Origin of the sequence: Rhizobium sp. TH2 (genome assembly GCF_024707525.1) — a bacterium.
Taxonomy (GTDB): Bacteria; Pseudomonadota; Alphaproteobacteria; order Rhizobiales; family Rhizobiaceae; genus Rhizobium_E.
Genome location: NZ_CP062231.1, coordinates 3,513,941 through 3,527,198 on the forward strand (window position 1 = coordinate 3,513,941; position 13,258 = coordinate 3,527,198).

The following is a 13,258-nucleotide window of genomic DNA, read 5'->3' on the forward strand; positions in this document are numbered from 1 at the left end:
GTGCTTGATGGAAAATCGTCTTTCCCGCTACATCTGGAAACACACGAGCAAGCAACAGCTTTATATCCTGGTGGTCGTCGCTATTTCGATGATCCCTTATTTCATGTCGTTCGATCTGCCCAAGCAGATCGTAAACGGCCCCATCCAGGGCAAGGGATTTGAGGGCGGCGGCGCGACCCAGACCTTCATGCAGATCGCGTTCGACCTGCCCTGGATCGGCAATGTCGAACTGTTCTCCGGGTTTGAGCTCGGCCGGTTCGGCATGCTCTATGCCCTGAGCGGGGTTTTCCTGGTTCTCGTCGTCATCAACGGCCTCTTCAAATTCTATATCAACACCTACAAGGGCCGGCTCGGCGAACGGCTGCTCAGGCGCATCCGTTTCGAACTCGTGGACCGGGTGCTGCGCTTTCCGCCCAGCCAATTCAAGCGGACCAAGGGCGCCGAAGTCGCCAGCATGGTCAAGGACGAGGTCGAGCCGCTCGGCGGGTTTACCGGCGACGCTTTCGTCTCCCCCGCATTGCTAGGCGGGCAGGCGCTGACGGCGCTCTTCTTCATCTTCGTGCAGAATCTTTGGCTCGGCATGATTGCGGCCTTCATGGTCGGCATCCAGGGTTTCATCATCCCCCGCATGCGCCGCAGGCTGCTGGTGCTCGGCCGCGAGCGGCAATTGACGGCGCGCGAACTCTCGGGACGGGTCAGCGAGATTTTCGACGGCATAGGCACGATACGCGGCTACGATACGACCAACTACGAACGCGCCGATATTGCCGCCCGCCTCGGGCGGATTTTCAAGATCCGCTACGACCTCTACCAGTGGAAGTTCCTGGTCAAGTTCATCAACAACTTCCTCGCCTCGGTGACACCCTTCCTGTTCTACGTCGTTGGCGGCTATCTGGCGCTCAACGGCCAGCTCGATATCGGCCAGTTGGTCGCCGTCATCACGGCCTACAAGGATCTGCCCGGCCCGCTCAAGGAACTCATCGATTGGGACCAGACGCGGCAGGATGTGCAGGTCAAATATGTCCAGGTCGTCGAGCAGTTCAGCGTCGAGAAGATGATCGACAAGACGATGCAGGAGGTCGCCTATGACGACGTACCGCCGCGCGAGGAGCCGCTCTCTGCCGTCAATCTTTCCCTTATCGACGACAGTGGCGCGAGACTGCTGTCCGGCGTGTCGATGCAGATCATGCCGGGTGAGACGGTCGCGGTCGTCGGCACGGCGGCTGCGGGCGGCGAGGCGCTGGCCGATGCATTTGCCCGGCTCATTTGGCCGGAATCCGGCAAGGTCACGTTCGGCAAAGACGATATCATGGCGCTGCCCGACTCCGTGACCGGACGCCAACTGACCTACGCGTCCGCTGAAATCTATCTTTTCCAGGGATCGCTCCGGGACAACCTGCTCTATGGCCTGAAACATGCGCCACTCAAGCCCGCTCTTTACGAAGGGGCTGCGGAAACCCAAAGGAAGTGGGAACTGCATGAAGCGCATCTCGCGGGCAATCCCGATTATGACATCAAGGGCGACTGGATCGACTATAAGGCCGCCGGCGCGGAGGGTCCGGACGATCTGCCGAAATCCGTGCGCGCCGCGCTCGATGCCGTGCAGCTTTCGAAGGATGTCCTCGACCTCTCCATGCGTTCCATCGTCAATCCCGCCGATTATCCAGGGCTCGCCGAACGAGTGGTCACGATGCGGCAAGCGCTTCGCGACGAACTCGAGAAGGAAGACCTGAGCAGCCTTGTCGTACCCTTCGACCCGGATGCCTACAATCCCGAAGCGACCGTCGGTGAAAACCTGTTGTTCGGTTCCGCCGTCGGCCCGCAACTGATGGGTCCCGCGATCGGCAAGAATCCTTACTTCCGGTCGGTGGTCGCCAGGACCGGGCTCGACGTGATCCTGTATAACATGGGCATAGAAATTGCCGAGAACGCGGTCGATCTCTTCAGCGATCTGCCGCCGGACCATCCGTTCTTCCAGCAGCTCACCTTCATGACCGCAGATGATATTCCGCAATATCAGGTGCTGCTGCAAAGGCTCAAGGGCAAGAGCTTCGAGGAAGTCGTGCCGGAAGATCAGATCAAGATCATCCGGCTGAGCTTTCTCTACATCGAGCCTCGGCACCGTTTCGGCCTGCTCACCCGTGAGCTCATGGAAAAGATTGTCGAGGTCCGCAAGGCGTTCCATGCCGGCCTTCCCGAGGATCTCAAGGACGCGATCGAGCCCTATGATCCTTCACGATATACGCCATCCGCCAGCCTGCTGGATAATGTGCTCTTCGGCCGGATCAGCCACAAACACACCGATGGCTCCGAGCGTATCCGCACCATTATTAGCGAACTGCTGCAAGCCCGCGGTCTTTATGACGACGCGCTGACCATCGGCATGGAGTACAACGTCGGCGCAGGCGGCCGCCGCCTCACATCGGTCCAGCGGCAAAAGCTCGGCATGGCACGCGCGATCATTCGACAATCCACCCACTATGTCTTCAATCGCCCGCTGCCGGGTCTCGATCACCGGGTGCAGTTGCAGATCGTCCGCGATACTCTGGATCTCATCCAGAAGAGAGAACAGAACGCATCCATTATCTGGGTACTCAGCAACAATTCGCTGGCCGAACTTTTCGACCGTGTGCTCGTCTTCGACAAGGGCAAGCTGGCCGAAGATGGCCCCCACGCGAAACTTGTTGAAAAAGGCGGCATATTCAGGGAACTTGTGTCATGATAGTCACATTGAGCCCTGAAAGACTATCAAGGCACATTGGAGTTCGGATGTCATCATGATGCTCAAGGACGAAGTACAGACATTGCGGCAGGTTCCGCTCTTTTCCCGGGTCGCACCTGCGAAGCTCAAGCTCCTGGCTTTTGCGTCAGACCGCGTGAGCTACCGTACCGGTGAAACCCTGTTCCGCCAGGGTGATCCCGGCGACGCTGCCTATGTGATACTTTCCGGAAGGGCCGATATCCTGGCGGAATCCCCGAATGGCCAGATCAAGGTTGCCGAACTCGATGACAATGCGATCGTCGGCGAAATCGCCATTCTCTGTGATATCTCCCGGACCGCGACCGTCAAGGCGGCCATGCCGCTCGAAGCGCTGCGCATCCGCAAGGATGATTTCCTCAAGCTGCTCGCCGACTATCCCGACATGATGTTCGAGATCCTGCGCTCGCTCGCCGACAGGCTGACCCGCACGACGACCGAGCTGACCGAGGCCCGCGCCCAGGCGAAGACCGCCGGCTGAGTGAGCCTCAGCGCTCTGTTATCGCGCCGGTCTCGAGATCGATCACAAAGTCGCGCGACGGCAGTCCCGACAGGTAGCGATCATACATTTTGAACAGCAGGCGGAACGATTCCACCGGCCCGGAGCGCATACCTTCCGCGAGGGATCGGTAGCGATTGGCAACCTGTTCATAGACCGCGAGGCGAACAGGCCCGACCGCCTCGACGCCAAACGCACTGCCCATCCTCACGCGATAGCAATCACGAAGAAAATCGAGTGCGGTGATGCCATCGAGATTTTCAAGCGCAGCATCGCTGCCGGCTCCCGCGTAACGCGCAAGGTCCCCAAGGCTCATCGTCCGCATCGACTTCGCGAGCGCCTCAGGCCATTCGCGCTTGAGATGGCGACGGCTGACGAGATGGCCAAGATGCGCATGCAGGAACTCGCCATAGTTCTCCACCTCGAGCATCCCTCCGGTTTCCACTCCGGCACGCATGGCCTGTCGCCGGTATTCCGCCATCAGATCTGTATCCAGTGACATCCGGCCGATGCCGACACTCTCGATCTCGACCAATCGGTTTCGCACAGTCACGATCTTGTAGGCAGCTGGAAAAGCAACCAGCGAAGGAACAGAGATGTTGACGAGAAAGCCGCTCGCGGTCTGCCGGGACGCGGTGTCGTTGACATGCACATGCCCGCTGAAATGGACCTGGATTCCCGTATCAATCAGCGTATCGCCAACCTCCGCGTCCGGCACGCGCCGGACCATGCCGGTCTCACCGAGCAGAACCAGTTCATCGTCCCGCGTACCATCGAGAGGATCGAGCGCCGGATAATGCGAAAAGGCGAGCAGCGTCCTGCCTTGCTCGCGAGCGCGGCGGGACACGTCTTTCATCCAATCCAGGATGAAAGCCTTATGGTGCAGCATCCCATTCCATCCCGCATCGGTGCTGTCGGCGAAGCCGTGTCCGTCGCGTGGCTCGTCGAGCGGCGCGAAGACATTGGCATCGATCATCAGCATCCAGACCCCTTCGAAGGGTTCGACGAGATAAGAGCCATCCATGAGTTCGCGGGTCGCTCCGCCAACGGAGCGAACGCGATAGCGCCGCGCCGCAGGATCGCTGTCAATACCGAACGGCGTTTCCCACAGGGTCGCACCGGGCACGCCGAAAAACCCGATATCCGGAAGTGCCAGCAACCCCTCGGGATAACCCATGCAGCGCATGCCAGACCAGACGATGACAGAATCGTCATCCTCACCTCGTCCGCGCTCGGGATCGCTGGTCACAAGGTCGTGGCCGCCGCTGGCATTGGCGAATCCCTTGGCACGGTGGCGGCCATGGTCGGCGAAGATGTCGTGGTTTCCAGGCGTCGCGTAGAACCGCATGCCGTAGCGGGCCGAATATCCGTCGAGCAACTTGCGTAGGCCGGCAAGCGTCGTGACCTGCCCATCGTCCGAATAGTCACCGAGCAGCACGACGTCATGGATGCCGCGCACGGCGATATCATCGAGTGCGGTCCGCAGCGCCGCGGTACTCTCGTTGAACACCCGCGTCGATCGGGAGACCTGGGTGAAAGGCCGCATGGCAAGCTTTCGGCCCGCCGCTTGAATACTCGCAATGCCGTAATCACCCTCGAGATCATGGAAATGCGCATCCGCGATGATTGCGATGGGCGGATGGCTCGGAGGCTTCATGCTTTGATTTTCCCGGGTCCGGCAGTCAAACCGGCCGCGCTGCGTTCATCATATTCGAAGACGCCACCGATTCCATACTCGCTTATGTGTCGCACTTTGGCTAACATGGCAAAATTCCGGCGGAAATCGAAAACTAATGTTATGAATTCGATAAATCGGCATACTTGAAGGATTAGCGCGACAAACCGGGGCAATTTGGGTTTGTCGGGCAGACAGGAGAGCGACGGGGTGTTTCGAGTGCGTTTTTGGGGAGTGCGTGGCAGCCTGCCCGTCTCCGGTCCGGAATTCCACCGCTATGGCGGAAACACATTCTGCGTTGAGATTCAATGCGGTGAACAGCGGCTGCTCTTCGATGCCGGCTCCGGGCTACTGCCGGCGTCAAAGGCTCTGCTGGCCGAAGGCATTACGAACTATAACCTGTTCTTCTCCCATTGCCATTACGACCACATCATCGGCCTGCCCTATTTCATCCCGATCTACAGCCCGGACGCGGATGTCACGATGTGGGCCGGGCATATGACGAATGGCATGACGACACGCCAGATGGTCAGCGAGTTCATCCAGCCGCCGTGGTTTCCCATCAGGATCGATGCCTGTCGCGCCAATATGAAATTCATGGATTTCAAGATGGGGGATAAGATCGATGCATTGCCCGGCATCGGCATCCGCACTGGAAAGCTCGACCATCCCGGCAATGCCGTTGGCTATCGCATCGAGTATCAAGGCCGCACGATCGCCATCATCACGGATACCGAACATGAACCCGGTGGCAACCTCGACCCCAACGTCATGGCGCTGATCGAGGGCGTCGATATTTTTCTCTATGACAGCATGTACACCGATGATGAGATGGCGCGGCATCGCGGCTTCGGCCATTCGAGCTGGCAGCATGCATTAAAGCTCGCGAAGGCGTCGGGGGCGAAAAAAGTGGGCTTCGTCCATCACTCGCCATACCGGACCGACGCGGAGCTTGATATGATCGACCGGAACGCCCGGAAAATCTTCCCCGGCGCGTTTGCCGTCCGCGAAGGCGATCAGTTCGACCTCATTTAACTGTCCGCCAGTAGCTCGGGAAGCGAAACCCATCGGCAAGCCGCGTGTTGCAGCGTGAAGGCGAGCAGCCTGTCGATGAAGCTCCACGCCGCTTCGTCGTGAACGAGATGATGGGTCAATAGTCCCATTGTGCCGCCGGAGACCGACATTTCGCCGAGACGCTTGACGATGTCAGCCAGGATCGTCTCGTCCGCCCGGCCTCCCCTTGTTCCATGCCAGTCCATGATATCGGCATGGGTATTGATGAGCCGGATCGGAGCCCGCTTCTCCGGGCCGAACACGGATAGCGCCCGAAAGCCGATGCCTTCGAGCTCCGGTATTAGATGTGCCGCGATCCGGTTCCAGGGCGGCACCAGTACGGGCGCAAACGCTCCGGGATAAAGTTCGGATAGCTTTTCAAAGGCAGCCTTCAGTTCCGCGAGCACGTCGCTGGCGGCGCGGTGGGGGCCAAGTTCCTGCTTCTTCTCACCCTCGCCAGCAAAATTCCTGTGCGACCAGCCGTGAGCCGCGACATTGATGCACCGACAGGCATCGAGGCGCCGCGCCAAAACCTCCCCGGTATGCTGCGGTATGACTGCCAGGGTCAGCGGCGCGCCGTGCTTTTCCGCCAGCACCAGCAGTCGTTCAAGCTCAGGCGTCGGCTCCATAGCATCATCATCGCGCAGCCAGAACCGGGCCGTTCTCCCAGCTTGTTGCCAGCGATCCAGTTCCGCCCGCAGCTCCGCCCATGGATCGTTCGTCATTTCGGCAATCCCGTGAATTCCTTGAGAATGATCGCGAGCCTTGCCGCCGCCTTATCGAGCGATCTCTCCTGCTCGACGAATTGCCGGGCATTCGCAGCAAGCGTTGCCCGGCGTCCACCGTCAACAAGAAGCGTCCTGATGGCGTCAGCATAGGCCGCAACGTCACCCGGCGCGGTCAGCAACCCGGTGCGGCCATCGATCACGACCTCGGGCACGCCGGCGATTGCTTGCGCCACAACAGGCAGACCGACCGCCTGCGCTTCGAGATAGGCAAGCCCGTAAGCCTCGCCGCAACCCGGCCAGACATAGATGCCGGCACGTGAGAGGATTCCAGCGATCTCGGACTGGTCCCGCTCGCCGTGCCAGACGATGCGGCCCGGCGCAAAGCCGGCGAACAGCGCTTCGACCTCAGGCCGGCTCGGTCCGTCGCCGACGATCTCCAGAGTCCAGTCGAGATCGCCGATTAACGCAAGCGATGCGGCCAGCATGCGGTAGCTGTCCAGCTTGTCACCCGGCCGCATCATGGCGACGGTCACAAGCGGCGTAGGATCAGGCGACGGCGTCAGCGAGAGAAAGGCGGAGGCATCGAGGAACGGTGGCAGCACCGCCGTCCTGGCCTGTGGCACCATCTCCATGAGCCCGATCCGGTCCCGGGCTGTCATGCAGATATTGACGCTCGCCATGGCCACTGCATTAGCGACCAGCGCCTGCATCCCGCCCCAGCCCATCCTGTCGCGACGTGCCGAAAGCGAAGCCTCGGCAGTGACATAGGGAATGGAGAATTCGCGGGCAAGCGCTGGTCCCAACAGATCCGGCGCCTTGTAGTACGGGTGATATGTGAACCATAGATCGGGGGGAGCGGCCTCACGCCAAACCTTCGCGATCCGGCTGGTTTCCGCCGCCGCCTCTTCCTTCAGCGCCGCCAGCCTCTCATCGGATGGCTCCTTCGAGAAGCTGCGCAATTCCGACACGATGTCGACCGTTGCGCCAGCGCGTTCGAGCGCCGCGACCAGCAACCTCGCCATCAGCCTGTCGCCTGACGGAACGGGATGACGGGGCGACTTCAGCGGCGAATAGAACGCAACCCTCATGTCCGCGCCTGATTGTGTTTTCGCGTCGAGGCCCATGAAGCGGAGAGGACTTCCTGCATGTTTGCCGAGGTGAAGGGCTTCATCAAAACTGGCAATTCGACACGCTGGCCCTGCTCCAGCGCCTCGCTGAAGCCGGTCATCAGCACGATGGCGATACCGGGATTGAGCGCCTTGATATAATCGGCGAGCTCCAGTCCTGACATGCCGGGCATACGGATATCCGTCAGGACAGCATCGATATCGGCCTCGCCCCGGAGTGCTGCGAGCGCAGCACGACCGCTGGGAACGGCAATCACCTCCACCCCCGCATCTTCAAGGGCCATCTTGGCGACCGCAAGCGATGACGGGGTATCATCGACGACGAGCATCTTGCGGGGCAGATGGGTATGGCCGGATGTTGGCGCCGGCGCCGATGTTATTCCGGAAGCACTTCGCGGCAAGTAGAGGGTGAAGACAGAGCCGCGCCCTTCGGCGCTTGTCACCGCCACAGCACCGCCGGAGCGCTCCGTGAAGGCATGGACCTGACTGAGTCCAAGCCCGGATGAGCCGTCCTCCTTGGTCGTGTAGAAGGGTTCGAATATGCGGGCAACGTCGTCGGCGCGCATGCCACGCCCCTCATCGGAGACGGTGATGGCAACGCCCGGCCCGTCCAGCCTTTGGTTTTCAGCACGAAGGTCACTCACATTGCGTGCCTTTACCTCGACCACGCCGCCTTTGGGCATCGCCTCGCGGGCGTTGGTGACCAGATTGATCAATGCGGTCTCGAGCGCCTGCGGGTCTGCCCTGACCGGCCATAGGTCATTGCCGAATTCGGTCCTGACCTCAACGGCACTCTGCGCCGCCTGATCGAGCGTTTCTCGGAGCGTGCCGACATTGTCCTGGAGTCTTGTCGTCCCAGTGCTCTCGTTCGATTTCCGGGAAAACGACAGAAGCCGCTGGGTCAAAGTCCTGCCGCGCGTCACAGCGTCGAACATCCCATCCAGAATGCGCCCGACCCGCACTTCATCATCGCGCCGGCGTCTGAGGCTCTCCGCGCCCGACTGGAAGACCATGAGGAGATTGTTGAAATCGTGCGCGATACCGCCGGTGAGCTTGCCCAGCGCGTCCATCCGTTGCCAGCTCGCAAGCGCCACCTCGTTGCGCCGCCGCGCGTCCAACTCCCGCAGGAACAGGAATACCGCAAGCGCCGACAACAAAAGCGTCACGCCGCCTGTTGCCATCAGCACATAGAGACCCTGTGCGGAAATCCGCTGATATTCCGCAAGCGGCATGCCGACGCTGACAGTCCAGTCGCTGCCTTCGACGGGCATGGTTGCGACCCGCACCTCTTCGCCTGAGTGAAGACGGCCCAGCGGCAGGCTGTCCTCCCTCGAGGCGCCCATCTCAATCAGTTCATCGGCCGGGAGCGTAATGAACTCGGTGCCGGCCGTGGTGGCCACCACCCGTCCCTTGCCATCCCTGATCCAGCCGATCCAGCTTTGCGGCAACCCGTTCGCCCGAAGGATATCGGCGAGCGCGTGGGGCCGGATAACCGCGGCCAGCCCGTAGACAACCTTGTCCTGGCGGATGACGGGCACGCGAATTGGAAAGGCGGGCAGACGCCGTGGCCCAAGCGTCACGTTGCCGATCACGGCCCGCTTCGTTTCGACCAGCCGCTTATGGCTCTCAAGATCGACCACCGCCTGCAACGGCCGCACAAGCTTGGACTCCGGCACGGCAAGGACCACACGGCCTTCGAGGTCGGTGACGCGAAACATCTCCCATTCGGGAATGCGGGCCCTGAGTCTGTTGCCCAGCTCCGTGAATTCCTTGGCCTGGACCGGAGGATCAAGCCGCGGCGACTCGGACAGGATCGACAAAAGCTGCACATGCGTTTCCAGTTCGTGGGAAAGCGCTGCGCCGAGCCTTTGGGCGCGTTCGCCGATCACTTCGTTCAGGGCGGTTTTCTGCGATTGGGCGAGGTAGTAGCCGATCACGCCGCAAATAAGCACGATAGGGATCGAGGCGCTCAGAAGGAGCAGGACGGCGGGACGGGCATTTGTCCAGCCATTGCCGTTGAAAACCTGCATTCTGGAGGCCTGTCGCACCTTGATTCGTCACCTATCCGCTCTACCCTAGCTGTAATCTTGCGAGCGGAATAGGCAACCCGTGTGATGGTGACACATACTCATATAGCCCCGATCGAGGTCACAATGACGAGAGCGGCTCCGGCAGATGGTTCATGGCACGTTCATGAGTACGGCGGTAGAGTTCGGCCCTCGTTTCCCTTCGTGGAAGGTAGGCCACACCGTCAACGGAGCCTCAAATGCAAGCCCAGCCGTTTACAGGAATGATGCCGTCGCAGTTTGCGATCGTTCAACTGGTCTTCGACGAAATCGTCCAGGCACCCTGGTTTCAAGACACGCAGGAAGCGCGCGAGGATTGCTCCGTCATGGTCCTGCAGCAATATCGGCGAGGCCATTCCGAACAGGATGACCTGTTGCGAGAGTGCATAGCGATTGCGAGGCAGCGCTACGCTGCTTGATCGGGCTGGCATAACCTTCACATCAATTTCGAGTATCCGCCGGAACATTGTTCATATCCAGGCAGTTTGAGTGTGGTGGCAGAAAACGCTCAGGACAGAATTGACGCGCTGATCGAGCGCTTTTTTTGGGCGATCGTCGCCCTGATCCTGTTCGTCGCGCTGGCCTTCCGCCTGCCGGGGCTCGACAGCCGGTCACTCTGGATCGATGAACTCTTTAGCGAATGGTTCTCGTCCAGATCCTTCACCGAGCTTTGGCGGGATGTGCCGCTCTATGAAACGCACCCGCCGATCTACTACACGTTGCTCAAGCTCTGGACCTTGCTGGTCGGCAATTCCGAGCTTGGCCTCAGAAGCCTGTCGCTGGTCGCGAGCCTCGCCACGGTATTCCTTATTGCCGTTTCCGGCCGGCTGGTGAAAGCCGCTTGGCCCGGCAAAGCCGTGGGTCTCCTCGGCGCCGCCCTCCTCGCGGTGAACTATGCCAATATCCGCGAGGCGCAGAATGCACGTCCATATTCGCTCCTGACCCTGCTTTTCACCGTTGCCATCATCGCAGCGCTCATACTTGTCGGACGCCTGCAGCGCGGCATAGACGTAACCGAACAGAGGGGTGGATGGATGGCGCCCGGACTGATCCTCGGCCTGACGGTCGGCTGCACCCTCTGGTTCCACAATACCAGCCTGTTCGTCGCCCTGGGCATCTGGTCCGGCCTGGCCCTGACACTCATCGTCACGCCGGCCGAATTGCGGCTGAGGAATTTCGCCATCTTCTTTGCGGCCGGAGTCTTGGCGCTCCTCGTATGGGCGCCCTATGTCCCGATCTTCATCCAGCAATCCAGCACGTTCATGGGTCTGGGCTTCTGGCTGGAACCGAAGACACGGGATTTCTACAGCGCCTGGATGCTGTTTGTCGGAGATAGCTGGCCGGCTTTGCTACTCGGCATCGTGTTTCTGGGGCTTGGTCTTTTCCGCCTTGTCCGAAGCGCACCGGCGAGCGCCCTGCTAGTTGCCGCGATCCTCGTCATTCCGCTCTATGCCGTGCTGGCCGTGAGCTTTTCGCTAAAGCCGATCTATTTACAGCGCCTGTTCGTGTGGATGGTCCCATTGGCGTTGCTGGTGATCGCGCTCGGCATCGTGACGGCGACACGCTCGCAATGGCCAAGGCTGGTGCTCGCACTTATTGTCATGGCGCTCGCCGCGACTCGATCGATGGAAGAGAACCGCAAGCCGATCGATGATTGGAAGGGGATCGTGGCCGAGATCGCCAGGAATGCCCGACCGGGCGACGTCGTCATCGCCGCTCCGGCCGAGGGCATCATCGCCGTGGACTACTATGCAAGACGCCAACCGAATTTCCCACCCATCGTCTGCGTTCCCGGCTGTTATCCCCAACGCAACCTCCCCCGGCCCTATGGCAGCAACTTCGGTGCTCCGAAACTGATCTTGGCCGACGGAGAGATTGTCGAGCGGGCGCTCAAGACGCACGGCCGCGTCTGGCTCGTCCAGGTCTCCGTGTCGCTCTACGATCCCAAGAGCATCGTAAGATCCCGTATCGCGGCCGCCAGAACCTTCGTTCGATACCACGGCAATGCGCTGGCCAAGGTGGAACTTTTCGAGTGAATTCTCCGTTATCCGGGCGAGCGGCAATTGGGCGAACCAACGATGCAGACCGACGATGAGATCAGGGCTTCAGACAGTCGCGGCACCGCCGCTGAAGATGTGTTGGGACCCGCCCTGCGGGATACGGAATTCAACCCGCCGCGCCGACAGCCCGAACCACAGCCCGGGGCGCTTCGGCGAAAAGCTGCCGAACTCACCGTCGTGGTTCCCACCTATTCCGAACATGACAACGTCACCGAACTGGTCAGGCGGCTGAAGAACGTGCTTGCCGACCTGGATTGGGAAGTCGTCTTCGTCGACGATGACAGCCCTGATGGCACGTCCAAGCTCGCGAAATCGATCGGCGCAACCGATCCCCATGTAAGATGCATTCGAAGGGTGGGGCGGCGTGGCCTCTCAGGCGCCTGTATCGAGGGCATCCTGTCCTCATCCGCCCCCGTCGTCGCAGTCATGGATGCGGACCTCCAGCACGACGAATCGCTGCTGCCTCAGATGCTGCACGAGATACGCCAGGGCGCCGACCTCGTGATTGCGAGCCGCTACACGGCAGGCGGCTCGGCGGAACAGGGCTTCTCCGACATACGGCGCTGGGGCAGCGAAACGGCGACGCGCATGGCGCGGACCCTGATGGGAACCGAGGTGTCCGACCCTATGTCCGGCTTCTTCATGCTCCGCCGCGAGACAATCGAGGATCATGCAAAGGCGCTGGCGGGCGAGGGCTACAAGCTGCTGATGGATATTCTCTGGACCGCGGGCAAGTCGCTGAAGACCGTCGAACTTTCCTACCGCTTCCGTGAAAGGCGGAGAGGCGAGAGCAAGCTCGATACGCTGGTGACCGTCGATTATCTGGGGCTCATGTTCTCAAAACTGTTCGGCGGCGTGCTGCCCGTCCGGTTCCTGATGTTCGGCGCTGTGGGCGTCTCGGGCATTGCCGTGCATCTTCTCGTGCTCGGCTTCGCGCTCTCGACCCTGGATCTCAGCTTCGCATGGTCGCAATTCTCAGCCGTGATGGTCGCCATGACCTGGAACTTCGTGATCAACAACCAGCTGACCTACCGCGATGCCCGCCTGACAGGCTGGCCCTTCGTCGGCGGCCTGTTGATGTTCTACCTGGCCTGTTCCATCGGCTCGCTCGGCAATGTCGGCGTGGCAAGCTGGATTTATTCCTTCCACGCCACCGCCTGGCTCGCCGGCCTCGCCGGCGCCATCATCGGCTCGGTCTTCAACTACGCGATAAGCTCGGCGCTGATCTGGAAGCGCAAGTGATTTGATGGTGGACTGAGGGACGGTAATAGACAATAATTTATATAATAAAA

Annotated in this window: 10 protein-coding genes; 6 read left to right on the forward strand and 4 right to left on the reverse strand. The window is 60.6% G+C overall.

Annotation, left to right across the window (positions count from 1 at the left end; translation table 11 throughout):
* Positions 1–7 precede the first annotated feature (7 nt).
* Positions 8–2,722: an ABC transporter ATP-binding protein gene (locus tag IHQ71_RS17350; RefSeq protein WP_258157697.1), complete on the forward strand. Its 2,715-nt coding sequence runs from the start codon at positions 8–10 to the stop codon at positions 2,720–2,722.
* A gap of 55 nt (positions 2,723–2,777) precedes the next feature.
* Entirely contained in the window at positions 2,778–3,239 is a 462-nt protein-coding gene (locus tag IHQ71_RS17355) for a cyclic nucleotide-binding domain-containing protein (RefSeq protein ID WP_258157698.1), read from the forward strand.
* Positions 3,240–3,246: 7 nt separating this feature from the next.
* Here IHQ71_RS17355 and IHQ71_RS17360 read toward each other — a convergent pair whose 3' ends face one another.
* Positions 3,247–4,914 carry a metallophosphoesterase gene (locus IHQ71_RS17360; protein WP_258157699.1) on the reverse strand — a complete coding sequence of 556 codons (1,668 nt, stop codon included), beginning with the start codon at positions 4,912–4,914 and terminating at the stop codon, positions 3,247–3,249.
* A gap of 237 nt (positions 4,915–5,151) precedes the next feature.
* Between IHQ71_RS17360 and IHQ71_RS17365 the strand changes: the two genes are divergently transcribed.
* A complete protein-coding gene (locus IHQ71_RS17365) occupies positions 5,152–5,967 on the forward strand; it encodes an MBL fold metallo-hydrolase (RefSeq protein ID WP_374989875.1) in 816 nt (271 codons plus the stop codon).
* Here the strand turns inward: IHQ71_RS17365 and IHQ71_RS17370 are convergent.
* From IHQ71_RS17370 to IHQ71_RS17380, 3 genes are read right to left on the reverse strand one after another with little or no spacing between them, the layout of a single operon-like run.
* A complete protein-coding gene (locus IHQ71_RS17370) occupies positions 5,964–6,710 on the reverse strand; it encodes a polysaccharide deacetylase family protein (RefSeq protein WP_258157701.1) in 747 nt (248 codons plus the stop codon). The genes IHQ71_RS17365 and IHQ71_RS17370 overlap by 4 nt on opposite strands.
* Positions 6,707–7,801 (reverse strand): glycosyltransferase family 4 protein, encoded by a 1,095-nt coding sequence (locus IHQ71_RS17375; RefSeq protein ID WP_258157702.1) that lies wholly within the window; start codon positions 7,799–7,801, stop codon positions 6,707–6,709. The genes IHQ71_RS17370 and IHQ71_RS17375 overlap by 4 nt, the downstream gene beginning before the upstream one ends.
* A complete protein-coding gene (locus IHQ71_RS17380) occupies positions 7,798–9,870 on the reverse strand; it encodes an ATP-binding protein (RefSeq protein ID WP_258157703.1) in 2,073 nt (690 codons plus the stop codon). Before IHQ71_RS17380 ends, IHQ71_RS17375 begins: the two co-directional genes overlap by 4 nt.
* 236 nt (positions 9,871–10,106) lie before the next feature.
* On the opposite strand from IHQ71_RS17380, the gene IHQ71_RS17385 reads away from it, so the two are divergent.
* The 3 genes from IHQ71_RS17385 (at position 10,107) to IHQ71_RS17395 (ending at position 13,208) form a co-directional block, all read left to right on the forward strand.
* Positions 10,107–10,325 (forward strand): hypothetical protein, encoded by a 219-nt coding sequence (locus IHQ71_RS17385; protein ID WP_258157704.1) that lies wholly within the window; start codon positions 10,107–10,109, stop codon positions 10,323–10,325.
* A gap of 75 nt (positions 10,326–10,400) precedes the next feature.
* Positions 10,401–11,942 carry a glycosyltransferase family 39 protein gene (locus IHQ71_RS17390; protein WP_258157705.1) on the forward strand — a complete coding sequence of 514 codons (1,542 nt, stop codon included), beginning with the start codon at positions 10,401–10,403 and terminating at the stop codon, positions 11,940–11,942.
* 42 nt (positions 11,943–11,984) lie between these two features.
* On the forward strand, positions 11,985–13,208 hold the full coding sequence (locus IHQ71_RS17395; RefSeq protein WP_258157706.1) for a glycosyltransferase family 2 protein: 1,224 nt from the start codon (positions 11,985–11,987) through the stop codon (positions 13,206–13,208).
* Positions 13,209–13,258 lie beyond the last annotated feature (50 nt).